The 18,905-nt window shown below is 64.2% G+C and carries 13 protein-coding genes and 2 pseudogenes; 12 read left to right on the top strand and 3 right to left on the bottom strand.

Annotation, left to right across the window (positions count from 1 at the left end; genetic code table 11):
• Positions 1–276 precede the first annotated feature (276 nt).
• From AB7M16_RS30670 to AB7M16_RS30685, 4 genes are all read left to right on the top strand, one after another.
• Complete coding sequence (locus tag AB7M16_RS30670; protein ID WP_453946211.1) at positions 277–1,905, top strand: hypothetical protein; 1,629 nt, start codon at positions 277–279, stop codon at positions 1,903–1,905.
• Positions 1,906–1,967: 62 nt separating this feature from the next.
• A complete protein-coding gene (locus tag AB7M16_RS30675) occupies positions 1,968–3,002 on the top strand; it encodes a TAXI family TRAP transporter solute-binding subunit (RefSeq protein WP_439363887.1) in 1,035 nt (344 codons plus the stop codon).
• Positions 2,999–3,628 (top strand): hypothetical protein, encoded by a 630-nt coding sequence (locus AB7M16_RS30680; RefSeq protein WP_453946213.1) that lies wholly within the window; start codon positions 2,999–3,001, stop codon positions 3,626–3,628. Before AB7M16_RS30675 ends, AB7M16_RS30680 begins: the two co-directional genes overlap by 4 nt.
• Before the next feature lie 24 nt (positions 3,629–3,652).
• A complete protein-coding gene (locus AB7M16_RS30685; RefSeq protein ID WP_453946215.1) occupies positions 3,653–4,264 on the top strand; it encodes a DsrE family protein in 612 nt (203 codons plus the stop codon).
• 184 nt (positions 4,265–4,448) lie between these two features.
• On the opposite strand, the pseudogene AB7M16_RS30690 reads toward AB7M16_RS30685, so the two are convergent.
• A pseudogene (locus tag AB7M16_RS30690) lies at positions 4,449–6,190 on the bottom strand (SulP family inorganic anion transporter).
• Between the two features lie 146 nt (positions 6,191–6,336).
• On the bottom strand, positions 6,337–7,080 hold the full coding sequence (locus tag AB7M16_RS30695) for an SDR family NAD(P)-dependent oxidoreductase (protein WP_453946217.1): 744 nt from the start codon (positions 7,078–7,080) through the stop codon (positions 6,337–6,339).
• A 184-nt stretch (positions 7,081–7,264) separates the two neighbouring features.
• Here AB7M16_RS30695 and AB7M16_RS30700 point away from each other — a divergent pair, with 184 nt between their 5' ends.
• From AB7M16_RS30700 to AB7M16_RS30715, 4 genes and pseudogenes are all read left to right on the top strand, one after another.
• Positions 7,265–8,035 carry a methyltransferase domain-containing protein gene (locus tag AB7M16_RS30700; protein WP_453946219.1) on the top strand — a complete coding sequence of 257 codons (771 nt, stop codon included), beginning with the start codon at positions 7,265–7,267 and terminating at the stop codon, positions 8,033–8,035.
• 196 nt (positions 8,036–8,231) lie between these two features.
• A complete protein-coding gene (locus AB7M16_RS30705; RefSeq protein ID WP_453946221.1) occupies positions 8,232–9,257 on the top strand; it encodes a DctP family TRAP transporter solute-binding subunit in 1,026 nt (341 codons plus the stop codon).
• A 149-nt stretch (positions 9,258–9,406) separates the two neighbouring features.
• A pseudogene (locus tag AB7M16_RS30710) lies at positions 9,407–9,883 on the top strand (TRAP transporter small permease); the annotation flags it as partial.
• A gap of 219 nt (positions 9,884–10,102) precedes the next feature.
• On the top strand, positions 10,103–11,383 hold the full coding sequence (locus AB7M16_RS30715) for a TRAP transporter large permease (protein ID WP_246570689.1): 1,281 nt from the start codon (positions 10,103–10,105) through the stop codon (positions 11,381–11,383).
• A 229-nt stretch (positions 11,384–11,612) separates the two neighbouring features.
• On the opposite strand, the gene AB7M16_RS30720 is transcribed toward AB7M16_RS30715, so the two are convergent.
• Positions 11,613–12,683: a glycosyltransferase family 4 protein gene (locus AB7M16_RS30720; protein ID WP_172783906.1), complete on the bottom strand. Its 1,071-nt coding sequence runs from the start codon at positions 12,681–12,683 to the stop codon at positions 11,613–11,615.
• A 275-nt stretch (positions 12,684–12,958) separates the two neighbouring features.
• Here AB7M16_RS30720 and AB7M16_RS30725 point away from each other — a divergent pair, with 275 nt between their 5' ends.
• The 4 genes from AB7M16_RS30725 to AB7M16_RS30740 are packed head-to-tail and all read left to right on the top strand — an operon-like array spanning position 12,959 to position 18,873.
• A complete protein-coding gene (locus AB7M16_RS30725) occupies positions 12,959–14,722 on the top strand; it encodes an ABC transporter ATP-binding protein (protein ID WP_172783907.1) in 1,764 nt (587 codons plus the stop codon).
• Between the two features lie 57 nt (positions 14,723–14,779).
• Positions 14,780–16,984, top strand: coding sequence for an amylo-alpha-1,6-glucosidase (locus AB7M16_RS30730; RefSeq protein WP_260382729.1), 2,205 nt, complete (start codon positions 14,780–14,782; stop codon positions 16,982–16,984).
• Between the two features lie 18 nt (positions 16,985–17,002).
• Complete coding sequence (locus tag AB7M16_RS30735; RefSeq protein WP_172783909.1) at positions 17,003–17,536, top strand: PRC-barrel domain-containing protein; 534 nt, start codon at positions 17,003–17,005, stop codon at positions 17,534–17,536.
• A gap of 23 nt (positions 17,537–17,559) precedes the next feature.
• Positions 17,560–18,873: an MFS transporter gene (locus AB7M16_RS30740; RefSeq protein ID WP_172783910.1), complete on the top strand. Its 1,314-nt coding sequence runs from the start codon at positions 17,560–17,562 to the stop codon at positions 18,871–18,873.
• Positions 18,874–18,905 lie beyond the last annotated feature (32 nt).

The following is an 18,905-nucleotide window of genomic DNA, read 5'->3' on the forward strand; positions in this document are numbered from 1 at the left end:
CGCCAACCAGGTAGCAACAGACAAACAGACGCCAATTCCCAAATACGGCAATGCAATGCGCATGGTCACTCCTCGATGCCGAGACGCGACGAGAACATGGTCAGATACGCAGATTCGGGGCGCCAGCCCTATATTCCATGCGATGTATTGAGCCGTGTAACGGCATCGACGAGCATATTTAATTTGACTCTTGAATACCGTCGAAATTATATGTATTTCAGTTAATTATTATATTTAATTTGGACGTCCCGCCGCGCCGCAAGAGAGGCGTAATGCATGCGCCGATCAATCGATACTGCACCCAGGGATCGAGAAAACACCCGGATAGAAGACGCGGCGGGGGAACTCGGTCACGGGTCGCTCGAGACGGGCAGATGGGTAGCCAAGGACGGCTCGCCGATCGGCTTTTCACCGACCCCATTGGATCCTGAGACCCAGGATGTCGATCCGGAGGAGGCAACATCGGGCAGTTCGCTCGTTGCGGCTGTCGTTCTGGTCCCCCTCATCTTCATTGGGGTGACCCTGCTCGGTGCATTCGACCCGTTCAAGGCACAAACGGCTCTCGAAATGACACGCATTGACGGCGGGAGCGCCGCCAGCATCGACCCGCGGCCGAACATCGGGACCGGATCGCTAGCACTCCTTCAGAGCGAAACGTCCGAGGTCCTGGCGCAGGCGGTCTCGGCAAGCACGGCGGGACCTCGACAACGGCTCGACGCCGACGCTCCGCGCAGTGACGCGCTCTCCGGTGAGCTGGCCGGCGCGCGCAGAGAGCTTGACGAGGCGGTCCAGCGCACGCACGCGGCGGAAATTGCCGCGGAGGAGCTGCGGCAGTCACTTCAAAATGAGCAAGCCCGCAGCGCCGCGTTCGCAGACGAACTTGCCGGAACCCGCCGCGACATCGAGGCCCGTATCGCGCAGGCGCGCGACGCGGACGAGGTGGCCACGCAGCAGAGGGATGCGGCGGCGTGGGAGATCGCTGAACTTCGGCAGTCCCTGCAGCAGGAGCGGGAGAAGAGCGCCGTCCAGGCGAAGCGAGTGAGCGCCGCGCAGGCGCTAGCGGCAAGCGCCGAGCAAGAACGCTACGAAGCGCAGTCACGCGCCGCGGCGCTCGCGAGCGAGCTGGCCGGCATGGCTCGCGGATCGGCTACGGCCGACAATGCGGCGGCGGAGCAAAGCGAGGCGGCGGGACGGGAGATCGCGGAATTGCGGCAGTCCCTGCAGCGGGAGCGCGACAAGAACGCAGCCCTCGCACAACAGGAGGACGCTGCGCGGTCCGCAACGGAGAACGCCGAGCAACAACGCCGTGCCCTCGAAGAGGCCCAGGCTCACGCTGCCGCGCTGGAGGGCAAACTTGCGCAAATGCGCGGAGACATCGAAACCCTGAACGAGCATCTGCGCGAGGCGAACGATGCAGCCTCGCAGCAGAGACAGGCGGCGAACCGGGAGATCGCCGAATTGCGGCAGTCGCTGCAGCAGGAGCGGAGCAGGACTGAAGCCAGGGAGAGAAGCCTCGCCTCGGTATCGCGCCTCACCGATGAGCGCGCCCCGGTTGCGCAAAGAAACGACGGTCCGATTCCATCGACGGCGCAGAACGTGACCGCAGCGGAGCCGCCGACGAGTCCAGGCCAGGACGAAGTGGAGGCCCGATTGATCCCGCGTGCCAGAGCGTTGCTCGATCAGGGCAATATCGGTGCAGCGCGGATTGTCCTCGAGCTCGCTGCCGAGAAGAACATCGCGCAGGCGACCTTCATGCTCGCGGAGACATATGATCCCGCGGTTCTGTCCGCTTGGGGGGCCTATGGAACGCGCGGCGAGGCGGCCAAGGCGCGAGAGCTCTACGCGAAGGCACAGAGGAGCGGCATCCGCGGAGCCAAGGAACGACTGGATGCATTGCATCACTGAGCGTGGGCTTTGCATTCATGCTGGGACGAGTGGTTGCAGTGGGTCATCCGGAAAGGAACGACATGAACAAGGTGCCAAGGTCGCTCTCGTCGCTCCTGCTCGTCGCGCTGGTGCCGATTGCCGTGCTGCTTCAACCGGCTTGCCTGGAAGCACAGACCGCAAGACCCGCCAAGGCGGATGCACGAGGGCCGCTCCCTCAGGAGAGAGAAAAGGACCGGATGAACGCCTGGACCGTCGGGCTCGCCGGCGGTCTGCTCGAGGGCGCGCCGATTCGTCTCGCCGCAGAAATGGCCCGTGTCGTCGACGACGGAGCAGAGCTGCATCTGCTGCCGATCGTCACCCGGGGCGCCACCGACAATCTGAACGCGCTGCTCTATCTGCGTGGTGTCGATACCGCCATCATCAATTCCGATGCGCTCGACGAGTACAAGCTTCAGGTTCCGCAGATCCAAAGCCGCATTACCTACCTGCTCAATCTGTTCCCGTCCGAGCTGCACATCTTCGTACGGCCGGAGATCACGAGCCTGCAGGACCTTGCCGGCAAGAAAGTGAACTTCAATACCCAGGGCACCGCAGCCGCCTATTCCGGACCGCTGATCTTCAGCCGCCTCGGCATCGACGTCGACAAGACGTTCATTCCGCATCAGCTTGCCCTGGAACAGATGCGCAAGGGTGAGATGTCGGCCGTCGTGTTCATCACGTCGAAGCCCGTCGATGCCTTCGTACGCGGTCGTTGGGAGGCCGGATTCAAGTTTCTCCCGGTCCACTACGACAGGAGATTCGAGGATTATTATCTGCCCGCGACCTTGGACGCGATCGAGTATCCCAATCTGATCAAGCAGGGCGACCGGGTCTCGACCATCGCGGTGCCGACAGCGCTCGTTGCGTTCAACTGGCGGCCGGGCTCGAATCGCTATCAACGCGTGGCGCGCCTCGTCGACTACCTGTTCTCGCGGATCGACCGCCTGCAGGCACCAGGCTTTGATCCGAAATGGCGGTCGATCAATCTTGCCGCAACCATCCCGGGGCTGACCCGCTTCCAGGCAGCGCAGGAATGGCTGGATCGCCAGGCGCGCAGCGCCCAGGCGAAGCCATGAACACTGCCGTTGCCCCGCTCGCCGTCGTCTTCAACGTTGCCTGCGGAATTGCCTACGCGCAAAGCGCGAGCGATTCCATGGAAGCACTTCGGGCTTGTTCGGGAATGGACGGATCGGCCCGGCTGGAATGTCTTCAAGATTCGTCACGCAAGCTGTCACCGCCTGCCCGGCGGGTGTCGGACGATAACTGGCTGGTCAGCGAGACCACCTCGCCGGTCGACTATTCGCCGATCGTCACCGCCACCACATCCTCTGTCGGCGGCTCCGATGGAGCCGCCATGCAGCTCGCAATCCACTGCCGCAAAGGCCGCACCGAAGTCACGATTGCCGGACCGGCGCTGTCACGGAGCGCCAACGAATACGTCATCTCCTTTCGGCTGAATGCGGACACGCCAACGCAACTCGCGGCAGCGTCGCCGTCATTCGGCTCCGGCGTCGCTTTCGGGGGCGACGTCGTAAAGTTGCTGAACGCGCTACCCGACGAAGGTCACATCGTTGTGCGCCTTTTCGCCCGCACTGGTCAGGTGCAAGACGGACAATTCCTGCTCAGCGGATTTGGGAACGTGCGCAAGAGAATGGCGGCTGCATGCAAATGGCCACATAGCGTCGCCAGACCAGGAAGGTGATGGTCAGGAAACGGGAGACACGAGATGATCAATCCGAAGTTGGCGATGGCAGCGAGCCTGGCGATGGTGCTTCTGGTCGTACCAAGCGTGCAGGCGCAGCAGGACAACCAGTTGAATCCGCACTCGAGCGCGACGAATCAAGTAAGCGATCCGAAGCAACCGAGTAGACAGGCGCAGGCGAGCAAGCCGGGACAGACTCGCACGGGCAAGCAAACCGCTGCGACCAGGGCGGCGATGGCTCAGGCGACAAAGGCCGAGATCGCCAAAAAGCCGCATCAGCTGATATTGCAGGTCAATTCCAACGACCCCGCGATGATGAACCTCACGCTCAACAATGCGAGCAATGTCGCGCAATATTACCGCGATCTCGGTGAACCAGTGTCAATCGAGATCGTAACCTTTGGTCCGGGTCTTCATATGCTGCGCGATGATACCTCGCCGGTAAAGCCACGCATCGAGGTGCTCGCGATGAGCAATCCCGAAATCTCCTTCAAAGCCTGCGGCAATACCCAGGACAATATGCGGAAGGCGGAGAGCAAGGACATCAATCTGATTCCTCAGGCGACGGTGGTCAAATCGGGTGTCGTCCGCGTCATGGAGCTGCAGGAACAGGGCTGGAGCTACGTCAAGCCGTGAGGTCCGGCGGCAATGGGGCCATCGGATGCGCGGCTGGAGCATGATGGCGTGAGGCTTGATCGCTGCGTCGACGGAGATGCACTCCCTCTCCCGCAAGCGGGGGAGGCCGCGGCAGCCGTTTCGACGCAAAGCCATTCCGCTTTGGCAGGACATCTCGGCTCCGACGATCGGTTTCGCTTTCGCTCTACAATCCGACGGGCTGCGAACCGACCTTGACCTGATCTTCCCAGTCCTCCCATTCGACATTGTTGATATCCAGGTAGCTCGAGACCGCCGAGCCGATGGTCGGAAAGAACTGGGCTTCGCCGACCTGCGCATACAAACCAAACCGCTTCAGCTTGTCCTTCACGGGATCCTTGAGCTCGGCAAAGCAAAGTTCGATGCCCCTGGCGTGCAGCGCCTTGTCCAGTTCGGCAACGGTATCGCAGGCGGTGACGTCTACGCTCGTGACCGGTTCGGCGGCGACGACCAGCCAGCGCACGGGCGTCGGCGATTTTTCGACCGCGGCCAAAATACGCTCCTTGAAGAACTCGGCATTGGCGAAGAACAGCGGCGCGTCCCAGCGGAACAGCACCAGTCCGGGTATCAGGCGGGCATCGGGATATCTCGTGATGTCGTGATAGCCCTTGACGCCGTGCGCCCGCCCCAGAATCGCGGAGTGTGGACGCCAGCCGTCCCACAGAAACTCGGCGATGGCCACCGCGATGGCGAGGCCGATTCCCGGAATCGCGCCCAGCACGGCCACGCCGACGAAGCACAGCACGGTCAACCAGAATCCCAGCGCTGGATCCGGTAGATCCGTTTGAGGTCACCGATCTCGATCAGACCGATCGCGGCTGCGATCACCACCGCCGCCAAGGCGGCATTCGGCAGGTGCTGCAACAGGTTTGGCGCAGCCAACAGAAGGAACGCGATCGCAAGCGCGCCGACGACGCAGGTGAGTTGGGTGCGGGCGCCGGCCGCTTCGGCAACGGGCGTGCGCGAGGAGCTGCTGCTGATCGGAAAGCCCTGAAAAAATCCGGTTGCCAGGTTGGCGGCGCCGAGGCCCACCATCTCCTGGTTCGGATCGACCTTGTCGCCCAAGCGAGCAGCATAGGTTCGCGACAACACGCTGGTATCGGCGAACGAGACCAGAGCGATGGCGCAGCCGCCGGCCAGCACGGGGATCAGATCGCTATAGCCGATCTTGGGGATGGAGAAGGCCGGCAGCCCCTGGGGGAGTGGCCCCAGGACTTTCACACCATAACCGGTTCCCAGGTCGAGGAGTGAGACGACAAGCGTCGCTCCGACGACGGCGATCAGGATTCCCGGCAGTCGTTTGTTGTCCTTGAGCAGCAGGATGACCATCAACGTGCCAAGTCCGACTGCGAATGCGGCCCAATTGATCTTGCCATCGCCGATCCCAACGGCGATCGCCCACAGGTCTCTCAGCGGTCCTTCGCTTTCGATCGAGAAGCCGAGCAGCTTTGGCAGCTGGCTGATCAAAACGGTCAGCGCGATCCCGTTCATGTAGCCGTATCGGATCGGCTTGGACAGCAGCTCGGTCACGAACCCCAACCGTGCGATGCCCGCTACAACGAGCACCGCTCCGGAAACGAGCGCCATCATCGCGGCAAGCATGGCCGCGCGGACCGGATCGCCGGCGGACAAGGGGACAATGACACCGAGGATGACGGCGGCCAGCGCCGAGTCCGGTCCGAGCACGATGATGCGGCTCGGACCGAACATCGCGTAGGCCAGAAGCGGGACGATGGTCGCGTAGAGGCCATGGATGCCCGGCAGTCCAGACGCGACGGCATAGGCGATCCCGACCGGGACCAGCATGGTCGCCAGCACGAGACCTGCGAATACATCATGCCGAAGCCAATCAGCTTCGTAGTGGCGAAGCGTGTTGATCCCGGGCACCCAACGCGTCCAACCGTTCACCGCGCGCACTCTCGTGTCGGTTCGCCGATAGCGCGCGAGGATCTCGCAACCGCTCGACCGCTCGCTTGACGCAAATCAACGTTGTCGATGCCTCGACCCTTCCGCGGCGCAGCAATGCTTGGGACGTGCATGAAGAGCGTGCGGTCCTAGAACTGATACCGCCGCAGTCCTCCATCCACCGGGATTACCGTGCCCGTGATGTACCGCGCCACCGGCGAGGCCAGGAACACCGCGAGTGCGGCCAGATCGTCCGGCTCGCCCCAATAGCCGACCGGGATCTCCTCCTCGGCAAAGCGCTCGCGGTAATCCGGCGGGTAGTTGCGGCGGATCTGCTCGCTCATGATGCGGCCGGGCGGGATGCAGTTGATGGTGATGCCGTGCTTGCCGATCTCGCGCGAGAGCCCCTTGGCCCAGGCGTGCACGGCGGCTTTGGCGGCGAAAGCGGCATTGAGGCCTTCCGGCTCCGACTTGCCGGTGATGTTGACGATGCGGCCCCATTTGCGCTCGATCATCTGCGGCAGCAGTGCATGGGCGATGCGGCGGTAGCTGGTGAAGTTGAGCGCGATCGCCTCGTCCCATTTGCTGTCGGGCGCATCGACGGGCAGGGGACGGCTGCCGCCGGCATTGTTGACGAGGATGTCGACATGGCCGAGCTCCTTCACGGCAAAGGCCGCGATGGTCTCGGCGGCGTCCTTGGCCATCACGTCCTGCGCGAACGGGATGATCAATCCGCCGCCGACCTCTTGCACCAGCTCCGCGAGGAGATCGGTGCGGCGCGCCACGCCGACGACGCGCACGCCTTCGGCGGCGAGGCCCTTGGCGATGGCGCGGCCGATGCCGATGCTCGCGCCGGTGACGACAGCGGTTTTCGATGTGAGCCCGAGATCCATGGTCGCACGCTCTCTTGGTCGTTGCCTGCTTTTTGCTGTTTGTTTCCTGCCCTGTCCGGCGGGCTTGCGAATTGCCCGACCGGGATGAGCAGTGGTAACCAAGAGGCTTGCCGAAGGACAAGAGCCTTTTTTTAAGGACAAGAGCCTTGGCGAAGGAAATACGAAAAACAAAAGGCGTCGAAGGATGGTCTGGGATCCGCAGCAATATCTGAAGTTCTCCGGCCATCGGCTCCGGCCCGCCGTCGACCTGTTGCTGCGGATACCGGATTTTGCCCCGCGCGCGATCGCCGATCTCGGCGCCGGCGCCGGCAACGTCACCAAATTGATCGGGGAGCGCTGGCCTGAGGCGCGCGTGACCGGTGTCGAGGGCTCGGCCGAGATGGTTGCGGCGGGACGCAGGGCCGCCCCTGACGTGGAATGGTCACATGAAGATCTCGGCCATTGGAGTCCCGCCGGACAGTACGACTTGATCTATTCCAATGCCGCACTGCACTGGCTGCCCAATCACGCAGCACTGTTTCCGTCGCTGATGGAGAAGGTGACGCCAGGAGGCATGCTCGCGGTGCAGATGCCGCGCAATTTCCTCGCGCCTTCGCATGTGCTGATCGGCGAGACCGCGCTCGACGGCCCATGGCGATCCAAGGTGGAGCATCTCGTCACACCGCCCCCGGTGGAAGGGCCGGCCTTCTATCACGATCTGCTCGCGCCGATGTCGGCGAACATCGACCTCTGGGAAACCGAATATCTGCAGGTGCTCGAAGGCGACAACCCCGTGAAGGAATGGACCAAGGGCACCTGGCTGACGCGCTATCTCGACGTTCTGCAAGGCGAGGAGAAAGCCGCGTTCGAAGCCGCCTACGGGATGCGCGTCGCAACGGCCTATCCGAAGAATGCGGCGGGGCAGACGCTGTTCCCGTTCCGCCGCCTCTTCATGGTCGCGCAACGCAAGGACTGATGGCGCTGCCGCAATGCGGCATAAGCGATCGTCCCCTTGGACTCGCGCGGGCAGCGGCTTGCGCATCTGGCGGTCGCCACGTTAGCTTGGCTGCGGCAAATTGGGCTTAGGTCTAGTTGTTCGGCTGGCGGATTGCTGCCACTACTGGCCTGAAAAACAACAAGAACCCGGTTAGAGGTTGTTGGGAGGTACGTTCATGCGCAAGCTGCTTGCCGCGGTCGCCGCCGCGGCTGTTCTCTTCGCTGCTCTCTCGGCTCCTCTCTTGGCTCCCGCCACCGCCCAAGCCCAGGGCCCGATCGTCATCAAGTTCAGCCACGTCGTCGCCAACGACACGCCGAAAGGGAAGGGCGCGCTGAAGTTCAAGGAGCTCGCCGAAAAATACACCGACGGCAAGGTCAAGGTCGAAGTCTATCCGAACTCCACGCTCTACAAGGACAAGGAGGAGATCGAGGCGCTCCAGCTCGGCTCGGTGCATATGCTCGCGCCCTCGACCGCGAAATTCGCGCCGCTCGGCATCAAGGAATTCGAGGCGCTCGACCTGCCCTGGCTGTTCAAGGACGACGTGACCTATTCCAACGCGATGAAGGGCACGGTCGGCAAGTGGCTGTTCCAGAAGCTGGAGGCCAACGGCATCACCGGCCTCGCTTACTGGGACAACGGCTTTCACATGCTCTCCGCCAACCGCCCCTTGCTGAAGCCGACTGATTTCCAGGGGCTTAAATTCCGCATCTCCGGATCGAAGATCGCAGACCAATATCTCCGTATCATGGGCTCGATCCCGCAGATCATGGCGTTCTCGGAAGTCTACCAGGCGCTGCAGACCGGTGTGGTCGACGGCTGCGAGAACACGGCGTCGAACTATCTGACGCAGAAGTTCTATGAGGTGCAGAAGGACATCACCGTGTCCTATCACGCGCATCTGCAATATGCCGTCATCGTCAACTCGAAATTCTGGTCCGGCCTGCCGCCCGATATCCGCGCGCAGCTCGACAAGGCGATGGCGGAGGCGACCGACTACACCAACTCGATCGCGCGCCAGGAGAACGAGGACGCGCTGGCCGAGATCAAGAAGACCGGCAAGACCAATCTGCATTATCTCACCGAAGCCGACCGCAAGGCCTGGCAGGAGGCGATGCAGCCGACTTATAAATGGGCCAAGGGGCGCGTCGGGCAGGAGGTGCTCGATCTCCTCGCCAAGGAACTCGACGTCAAGATGAACTGACGGGCTGCGGCCTAACAAGAACACTACCAACGGTCGGGGGTGATCGCGCTCCCGGCCGTTGCGCTTGAACGATCCAATCCAGGGGGACCAAGTTGCTGCGTGTGCTGAATCGTTTTCTCGACCATCTCGAGGAATGGCTGATCGCGACGATGATCGCGGCTGCGACGTCGCTCATCTTCGTCGCCGTGCTGCACCGTTACGGCGCCGGGCTGTCGATCGACATCGCCAAATGGGCGGAAGCCCGCAACCTGGCCTTCCTCGCCGTGCCCGCGCGCGCCGCGTTCACCTGGCTTGCCTCGCTCGACCTGTCCTGGGCGCAGGAGCTCTGCATCTACATGTTCATCTGGATGGCGAAGTTCGGCGCCGCCTACGGCGTCCGGACCGGCATCCATGTCGGGGTCGACGTGCTGGTCAACATCCTGCCCGGCGGCTCGCGCCGTCGCGTCATCACCTTCGGCCTCCTGTGCGGCGCGCTGTTCACCGCCATCGTCGCCTATTTCGGCGCCGCGTTCGTCAGCCAGATGTGGCAGACCGGCCAGCAGTCCAACGATTTGGAAGCGCCGATGTGGATGGTGTATCTCACCATCCCGCTCGGCTCCGGCCTGATGTGCTTCCGCTTCCTGCAGGTCGCCTGGTCGTTCCACCGCACCGGCGAGTTGCCGCATCACGACATGGCGGGCGTCGAGGGTGTCGAGGCGGATCCGGTGCATCCGGCGCCGGTCACGCCCACCCAGGTCGTGCGGGACGAGCGCAGTCCGCTCGGCTGGATCCTGATGCTGCTGCCGGTGCTGATCGTCGCCCTGTGCTTCGCGCATGCGGCCCACGTCATCACCCTGCCGCAGGGCCTGCGCGTCTTCATCGTGTTCGCGCTGCTGCTCTCGCTGATGCTCACGGGCATGCCGATCTCGATCGCGCTCGGTCTGACCGTGCTCAGCTTCATGTTCACGCTGACCGACGTGCGAACCGAATCGGTGGCGCTGAAGCTGTTCACGGGCATCGAGAATTTCGAGATCATGGCGATCCCGTTCTTCATCCTCGCCGGCAACTTCCTGACCCATGGCGGCGTGGCGCGGCGGATGATCACCTTCGCAACCTCGCTGGTCGGCCATTGGTACGGCGGCCTCGCGCTGTCGGGTGTGGTCGCCTGCGCGCTGTTCGCCGCGATCTCCGGCTCCTCGCCGGCGACGGTCGTCGCGATCGGCTCGGTGATCCTGCCCGCCATGGTCGTGCAAGGCTTTCCGAAGCGGTTCGGCGCGGGCGTGATCACGACGTCGGGCTCGCTCGGCATTCTGATTCCGCCGTCGATCCCGATGGTGCTCTACGCCGTCTCCACCAACAGCTCGGTCGGCAAGCTGTTCATCGCCGGCATCGTGCCGGGGCTTGCGCTCGCCACGCTGCTCGGGATGACGACGTTCTATCGCGCCTGGCGCAACGACTATCCGCGGATGCCGAAGGCCACCTTCGTCGAGCGTCTCGATGCGTTCCGCAAGTCGATCTGGGGCATCCTCCTGATCGTGATCGTGATCGGCGGCATCTACAGCGGCCTGTTCACGCCGACTGAAGCGGCTGCCGTCAGCGCGGTCTACGCCTTCATCGTCGCGGTGTTCATCTACAAGGATCTGAAGCTGCGCGACGTGCCGCGCGTGCTGCTGTCGTCGGCGAACCTCTCGGCGATGCTGCTCTACATCATCACCAACGCCGTGCTGTTCTCGTTCCTGATGACCTACGAGAACGTCCCGCAGGCGCTGGCGCAATGGATGATCGACCAAGGCCTGGGGTGGATCGGCTTCCTGCTGCTCGTCAACCTGCTGCTGCTGCTCGCGGGCAACGTGATGGAGCCGTCCTCGATCATCCTGATCATGGCGCCGATCCTGTTTCCGGTCGCGGTCAAGCTCGGCATCGATCCGATTCACTTCGGCATCCTGATGACGGTCAACATGGAGGTCGGCCTCTGCCATCCGCCCGTCGGCCTCAATCTCTACGTCGCCTCGGGCATCGCCAAGATGGGGATCACCGAGCTCACGGTCGCAGTGTGGCCATGGCTGCTGACGATGCTGGGCTTCCTCGTGGTGGTGACCTATTGGCCCGGCCTGTCGCTGTGGCTGCCGCGGCTATTGGGGATGTAGCGAGGCGAGCGCATAGGAAGGATGTTCGATTTCGTCGAGCCGAAGCGGGCGAGGGCGGGTAGGGCCGGCTGTCACAAAGTCCCCCGTCATTGCGAGCGCAGCGAAGCAATCCAGAGTCCCTCCGCGGAAAGATCCTGGATTGCTTCGCTGCGCTCGCAATGACGAATTCGCTTACTACAAGCCATGGCCGGTACAGCCCGGCCATGACGCTTGCGCTTAAGTTGCCTTGCTATTCAGCGCTGCTCACCAGCTTGATCCGCGGCGCCTTGGCCTCGGTCAGGCTGCGATAGGCGGCAAGATAGTCGAGGGCCATGCGCCGCGCGGTGAAGCGCGTCTCGAACTGCTTGCGGATCGCGGTGCGGTCGAGTTGCGAAAGCCGGTTCACCACGCCCGCGGCGCTGATGACATCCTCGACGATGAAGCCGGTGAGGCCCTCGTCGATGATCTCCGGCACCGAGCCGCGGTTGAAGGCGACGACGGGTGTTCCGCACGCCATGGCTTCGATCATGACGAGGCCGAACGGCTCCGGCCAGTCGATTGGCAGCAAGAGGCCGAGCGCGCCGCTCAGGAAATCCGATTTCTCGTGATCGCTGATCTCGCCGATGAACTCCACCAGCGGATTGTTCTCGATCATCGGCCGGATAAGCTCGTCGTAATAATCCTGGTCGGCACGATCGACCTTGGCCGCGATCTTGAGCGGAATGCCGCAATGGGTCGCGATCTTGATGGCGCGGTCGACGCCCTTCTCGGGTGCGATGCGGCCGAGCACGGCGAGATATTCCTGTTTCGCCGGCTTCGGCGTCAGCAGCTTCTCCGGCAGGCCATGGTGGATCGTCGTCACCCAGTTCGCCTGCGGCACCGGCCGCCGTTGCGCATTGGAGATCGAGATGACCGGCATCTTGGAGAAGGTGTTGAAGACCGGCTGATGCTCGGGAAGATCGAGCCGGCCGTGCAGCGTGGTCACGAACGGGGTCGGCTGGCGGTGGAACAACGACCAGGGATAATAGTCGAGGTGAAAGTGGAGGAAGTCGAATTCCTCGTCGTCACATTTCTGCCGCACCCGCTCCAGCAGCACCATGTGCAGCGCATTGGGATCGCGCACGGAACCGTCGAGCCGTAGCGCCCGCGGCCATAACGCATCGAGCTTGGCAGATGTCTGCGAGTCGCCACTGGCGAAAAGCGTCACGTCATGTCCCAGGGCCACCAGCTCTTCCGTCAACCAATGCACCACCCGCTCGGTGCCGCCATACAGCTTGGGTGGAACAGCCTCCGTCAACGGAGCTACCTGCGCGATGCGCATCTCACCATCTCCTCTGCGATCATGAATGTTGAAACCCCCACCTTTTACGGCACCGGCAATGCCAGACGAGGGAACGTTCCCGCACCTGCGAAGTTCCTTCTCCCAAACGTTACATATTCGACACGTCGGGGGACCGTCGCGATGCTGCCACCACATCTTCGCAGATCGTCCGCATCCGCATGTCGTGATGGCGTTGCCCGGGAACCGGGGCGAAGCGGTCGATGTTCACTCGACCAGTAACGAAACGAAAATCAGCATAACGGGGCGATAGCCATATGGATCAGCTTTCTGGATACGCGCGCAGGCCATTTGCCTTTGTCTTGCGCTATCTCCGGCGTCGTCTTGCGTCGCATTTGGTGATCCTGGCCGCGGTCGTGGGGGCCGTTGCCTGCTCCGTAGGCACTCAATATGGCGTCAAGGCTTTGGTCGATGCCTTGTCCGCCGGGCCCTCGCATGGCGGCGGCGTATGGCTGGCATTCATTCTGCTCATGTCACTGATCGCCGCCGACAACTTCCTGTGGCGGATCGCGAGCTGGACGGCGAGCTTCACCTTTGTCCGGGTCACGGGCGATTTACGGCGCGACATCTTTCGTCATCTGACCGGACACGCGCCGAGCTATTTCTCGGACCGCATGCCTGGCATGCTGACAAGCCGCATCACGGCGACGTCGAACGCGGTGTTCACCGTCGAGAACATGTTCGTCTGGAATGTGTTGCCGCCGTGCATTGCCACAATTGCCGCAATCTTGCTGATTGGAACCGTCAGCCCCTATATGGCGCTCGGCTTGATCCTGATCGCTGGCGGCATGGTGGCTGCGATGTTTCGTCTCGCCGCGGCCGGCAAGCCCCTGCATGACGATTTCGCCGACAAGGCCGCGGTGGTCGACGGCGAGATGATCGACGTCATCAGCAACATGCCGCTGGTGCGCGCCTTCTGCGGCATCAGCCACGAGCATGAGCGGTTCGACGCGACGGTGAACCAGGAGCTGACCGCGCGAAGCCGCAGCCTGCGCTATCTGGAAAAGCTGCGGCTGTTGCATGCCGCCATCACCGTGCTCTTGACGATTGCGCTGATGGCCTGGGCCATCTCGCTCTGGCAGAAGGGCGAAGCGACGACTGGCGACGTCGTGCTGGTCTGTACCCTTGGCATCTCCATCCTGAGCGCCACGCGCGATCTCGCGGTGGCGCTGGTCGACGTCACCCAGCACGTCGCGCGTCTGACCGAGGCGATCGCCACGCTGCTGGTGCCGCACGGGCTCCGCGACCATCCCGAGGCCGAGCCCCTGGTGAAGAGCGGCGCGGCCATCGCGTACAACAACGTCACCTTCGGCTATCCCGGCGGCGACAAGATCTTCGAGCGCTTCAGCCTGCGCCTGCAGCCCGGCCAGCGCGTCGGACTGGTCGGCCAGTCCGGTGGCGGCAAGTCGACGCTGTTCACGCTGCTGCAGCGCTTCTACGATGTCGACGAGGGCAACATCACCATCGACGGCCAGGACATCGCGAAGGTGACGCAGCTGAGCCTGCGCGAGGCGATTTCCGTCGTGCCGCAGGACATTTCCCTGTTTCATCGGTCGATCCGCGAGAACATCCGCTACGGCCGGCCGAACGCGACCGACGACGAGGTGCTGCGCGCGGCGATCGCGGCGCGCTGCGACTTCGTCGAGAGCCTGCCCGAGGGTCTCGACACCATGGTGGGCGACCGCGGCGTCAAGATGTCGGGCGGCCAGCGCCAGCGCATCGCCATCGCGCGCGCCTTCCTGAAGGATGCGCCGATCCTGCTGCTGGACGAGGCGACCGCCGCGCTCGACAGCGAATCCGAGGAGGCGATCCGCGAGGCGCTGTCGCGCCTGATGCGCGGCCGCACCGTGATCGCGATCGCCCATCGACTCGCGACGCTGCGCAATTTCGACCGTGTGGTGGTGCTGAGGAATGGTAAGATCATCGAGGACGGCTCGCCCGAGCGTCTGATGCAGGGTCACGGGCCGTATCGTGAGCTGGTCACGCAGGAAATGAGCCGGCTCGCGCAAGCTGCCGCGTAACCAACAGTCGCGTTCTCGAGTCGGTCGCGTTTCGAAACAAGCGCAGGGGAGCAGCTCATGTCGGCCGAAGCCGTAACCAAGTTCGTCTCCGTGACGCGGACCCCGGAACAGGTCGCGGAACAGCCCTTCTACATTCCGATGACCGGGCCCTCGGCCCGGCCGCGGCGTTCGCTCAAGCACGACGACACGTTCATCGTGCTCGACAGCCACGGCGACATCGGCGCGTCCGCCGGCGGGCCAGACGGGCTGTTCCATCACGACACGCGCTACCTCGCGCGGCTCGAGCTGGTGCTCGACGATCTCCAGCCATTGCTGCTCGGCTCCAATCTGCGCGACGACAATTCGGCGTTGACCGTCGACCTCACCAATCCGGACATCTATCGGCAGGGCAACCTCGTTCTGCAAAAGGACCTCTTGCACGTCGTGCGCACGATCTTCCTGTGGCGCGGCACCGCCTACCAACGCATCGGGGTGCAGAACCACGGCGACCGGCGCACCAGCTTCAACCTGACGCTGCTGTTCGGCAACGACTTCGCCGATCTGTTCGAAGTCCGTGGCGAGCGGCGACCGCGCCGCGGGATCGGAACGAGCCGGCTGCTCGGGCCGACCGACGTGCTGTTCGAATATCGCGGTCTCGACGACACAGAGCGGACCACCGGGCTGCATTTCGATCCGCGTCCGACGCGGCTCTCGGTCGATGCCGCAACCTGGGAGCTCGACCTGGAGCCGCACCAGGCCAAATCGCTGTTCGTCGCCGTATCCTGCAACCGGCCGGTGACGGAAAAGCCGGTGCGGTTCTTCCCGGGTCTGCTGGCGCACCGCCGCGAGATGCGGCTTCAGACGGCCGGGGCCGCCAGCATCGAGACCTCCAACAACATCTTCAACGAGGTGCTGTGCCAGGCCATGGCCGACCTCAACATGCTGATGACCGAGACGCCGCAGGGCCGTTATCCCTATGCCGGCATTCCCTGGTACTCGACGACGTTCGGGCGCGACGGCCTCATCACCGCGCTGCAGATGCTCTGGGTCGATCCGCGCATTGCCAAGGGCGTCCTGCGCCGACTCGCGCATTTCCAGGCCACGGCCGTCGATCCGCTCGCCGACGCCGCGCCCGGCAAGATCCTGCACGAGATGCGCGGCGGCGAGATGGCCGCGCTCGGAGAGGTGCCGTTCGCGCATTATTACGGCAGCGTCGATTCGACCGCGCTGTTCGTGCTGCTCGCAGGCAGCTATTTCGAGCGCACCGGCGACGAGGCCACGTTGATCGAACTGTGGCCCGCGATCGAGGCGGGGCTGGCCTGGATCGACGGTCCGGGCGATCCCGACCAGGACGGCTTCGTCGAATACCAGCGCGCGACCGAGAAGGGGCTGGCGAACCAGGGCTGGAAGGATTCTTACGATGCGATCTTCCATGCCGACGGCCAGCTTGCCGAGGGCAATATCGCGCTTGCGGAGGTGCAGGGCTACGTCTTTGCCGCCAAGCAGCTCGCCGCGCGTTGCGCGCTGCGGCTCGGCAAGCCGGACCGCGTGCGCAAGCTCGAGGCCGAAGCCAAGGCGCTCGCCGAGCGCTTCGAGCAGGCGTTCTGGTGCGAGGAGCTCGGCACTTATGCGCTCGCGCTCGACGGCAAGAAGCGGCCCTGCACGGTCAGGACCTCGAATGCCGGGCAGGTCCTGTTCAGCGGCATGGTCCGCGAGGACCGCGCGCGTCTCGTCGCCGCCGATCTGATGCGGCCGCATTTCTTCTCGGGCTGGGGCATCCGCACCGTCGCGCAAGGCGAGGTGCGCTACAATCCGATGTCCTATCATGACGGATCGATCTGGCCGCACGACAATGCGTTGATCGCGCTGGGGCTGGCGCGCTACGGCCTCAAGCATACGGTGGCGCATGTCTTCAAGGGTCTGTTCGACGCCGCGACCTACATGGACCTGCGGCGGTTGCCCGAATTGTTCTGCGGCTTCCGGCGCGAGAAACGGCGCGGGCCGACGCTCTATCCGGTCGCCTGCGCGCCGCAGGCCTGGGCCAGCGCGACGCCGTTCACGCTGCTGGAGGCGGCGCTGGGCCTCGAGTTCGACGTCGCGCGCGGCGAGATTCGTCTGCGCAACCCGCATCTGCCGGCGTTTCTCAACGAGGTGATCCTGCACGATCTGCGCCTCGGCGACTCCAGCGTGGACTTACGCGTTAGTCGTCACGGCGACGACGTGGCGCTGGAAGTGTTGCGCACGCGCGGTCAGATTCAGGTCTCGATCGTGCTGGCGCGCTAGCTGCGCAAGGAGGAGGTCATGCGCGCGACCGGATGGTTGGTTCTAAGCGTGGCGATCGTCGCGGGCTTGACGGTCGCCGTATCGCGCGCGGCGGAAGAGCCGGCCGCAGCGCCATCTTCACCTCCGACCGAAGCAAACGCACCGGCAACGGTACAACCGCCGGCTTCCGTCGTGCCCGTCACGCCCAAGGACGCCGCGCCGCCGCCATCGGTGACCATCATCGGCGCGAGCGAGGCCCACGGTGTGCTCGGCCGCGACGTTCGCAGCGCCGCCGGCGAGGACATGGGCCGCATCGTCGACGTCATCGTCGACCGCACCGGTCATGTCCGCGCTGCGGCGATCGATTTCGGCGGCTTCCTCGGCGTCGGCAGCCGCAAGATCGTCGTGGACTGGAACGCGCTGCGCTTCGGCAAGATCGCCAACAAGAAGGACAGCATCACCCTGGAATTGACCAAGGCGCAGGTCGCGGCCGCACCGGAATACAAGGAGGACACGCCGATCGTCGTGCTCGGCGCGTCCGGCAGCCTTCAGCCGCTGCAAGCGATTCAGTGAGGTGCAGGGAGGGCTGACCGCCCGTGCTGTTGTCGAGGAAGCCGAACCATGCAGATCGCGGCGGCGGCGTCGAGCAGGACAACGTCGCGGTGCAGGCGGCTGCGGGCATTCCGGCGCCGTCGCGCCAGAGCCTGCGCGGCCTCGACTGGTTCATCTTCTTCCTCGCCGACGTGCAGACCGGATTCGGCCCCTTCATCGCGGTCTACCTGACGACGCAGAAATGGACCCAGGTCGAGATCGGGCTCGTGCTCTCCATCGGCGGCATCGTCGCCCTGATCGGGCAGATGCCGGGCGGCGCGATCATCGATGCCGCGAAATCGGAACGCCTCGTCGCCGCCCTCGCGATCGCGGCCATCGGCGCCTGCGCGCTGGCCTATGCGGCGATGCCGATCTTCCCCGTCGTGGTCACCGCGGCCACGCTGCATGCGATGGCGAGCTGCGTGCTCGGGCCCGCGATCGCGGCGATCAGTCTCGGCCTCGTCGGCCCGCTCGCGATCGGCGAGCGGCTCGGCCGCAACGCGCGCTTCGCCTCACTCGGCAACGGCGTCGCCGCGGCGGTGATGGGCACCGCGGGCTATCTGCTGTCGAGCCGCTCGGTCTTCCTGGTCACCTTCCTGCTCGCGATCCCGACCCTGATCGCGCTGTCGCGCATCCGCGAGAACGAAGTCGACATCAGGCGCTGTCACGGCGAGATGCCGCCTGAAGCCGCCGATCGCGGCGACCCCAATATCTGGCACCTGGTCCGGCAGCGCCCGCTGATCGTGTTCGCGCTCAGCGTGCTGCTGCTGCAGCTGGCGAATGCCGCGATGATGCCGCTGATGGCGAGCGCGGTGACGGCGCGGTCGAGCCAATGGGCGACTGTTCTCGTCGCCTTTTGCATCGTCGTTCCGCAAGCGATCGTGGCGCTGGTGTCGCCGACGGTCGGGCGCAAGGCGCAAGCGTGGGGCCGCCGGCCCCTGCTGCTGATCGGATTCGGCGCACTGGCGATCCGCGGCCTGTTGTTTGCGACCGTGCGCGATCCGTATCTGTTGGTGCTGGTGCAGGTGTTCGACGGCATTACCGCCGCGGTATTCGCGGTGATGATCCCGCTGATCGTCGCCGACGTCGCGTTCGGCAGCGGACATTTCAATCTGGCGCAGGGGATCGTCGGCACCGCGATGGGCATCGGCGCGTCGCTGAGCACGGTGCTTGGCGGCTACGTCAGCGACAAGTTCGGCAATGCCACCGCGTTCATCGGGCTGTCCGGCGTCGCTGCAGCGGGACTGCTGCTGATCCTCTTTGCGATGCCGGAGACGCGGCGCACGGGTCTGGTCGCCGCGAAAGAAATGGCCGGCTGAACGAGTTCAGCCGGCCAAAGTGGTTGGGGAGG

The sequence above is a fragment of the Bradyrhizobium sp. USDA 372 genome, from assembly GCF_053629095.1.

Bases quoted from the DNA above. Each gene is read 5' to 3' on its own strand.
- AB7M16_RS30670 (WP_453946211.1), top strand. From the start codon at position 277: ATGCGCCGATCAATCGATACTGCACCCAGGGATCGAGAAAACACCCGG.
- AB7M16_RS30675 (WP_439363887.1), top strand. From the start codon at position 1,968: ATGAACAAGGTGCCAAGGTCGCTCTCGTCGCTCCTGCTCGTCGCGCTG.
- AB7M16_RS30680 (WP_453946213.1), top strand. From the start codon at position 2,999: ATGAACACTGCCGTTGCCCCGCTCGCCGTCGTCTTCAACGTTGCCTGC.
- AB7M16_RS30685 (WP_453946215.1), top strand. From the start codon at position 3,653: ATGATCAATCCGAAGTTGGCGATGGCAGCGAGCCTGGCGATGGTGCTT.
- AB7M16_RS30695 (WP_453946217.1), bottom strand. From the start codon at position 7,080: ATGGATCTCGGGCTCACATCGAAAACCGCTGTCGTCACCGGCGCGAGC.
- AB7M16_RS30700 (WP_453946219.1), top strand. From the start codon at position 7,265: ATGGTCTGGGATCCGCAGCAATATCTGAAGTTCTCCGGCCATCGGCTC.
- AB7M16_RS30705 (WP_453946221.1), top strand. From the start codon at position 8,232: ATGCGCAAGCTGCTTGCCGCGGTCGCCGCCGCGGCTGTTCTCTTCGCT.
- AB7M16_RS30720 (WP_172783906.1), bottom strand. From the start codon at position 12,683: ATGCGCATCGCGCAGGTAGCTCCGTTGACGGAGGCTGTTCCACCCAAG.
- AB7M16_RS30725 (WP_172783907.1), top strand. From the start codon at position 12,959: ATGGATCAGCTTTCTGGATACGCGCGCAGGCCATTTGCCTTTGTCTTG.
- AB7M16_RS30730 (WP_260382729.1), top strand. From the start codon at position 14,780: ATGTCGGCCGAAGCCGTAACCAAGTTCGTCTCCGTGACGCGGACCCCG.
- AB7M16_RS30735 (WP_172783909.1), top strand. From the start codon at position 17,003: ATGCGCGCGACCGGATGGTTGGTTCTAAGCGTGGCGATCGTCGCGGGC.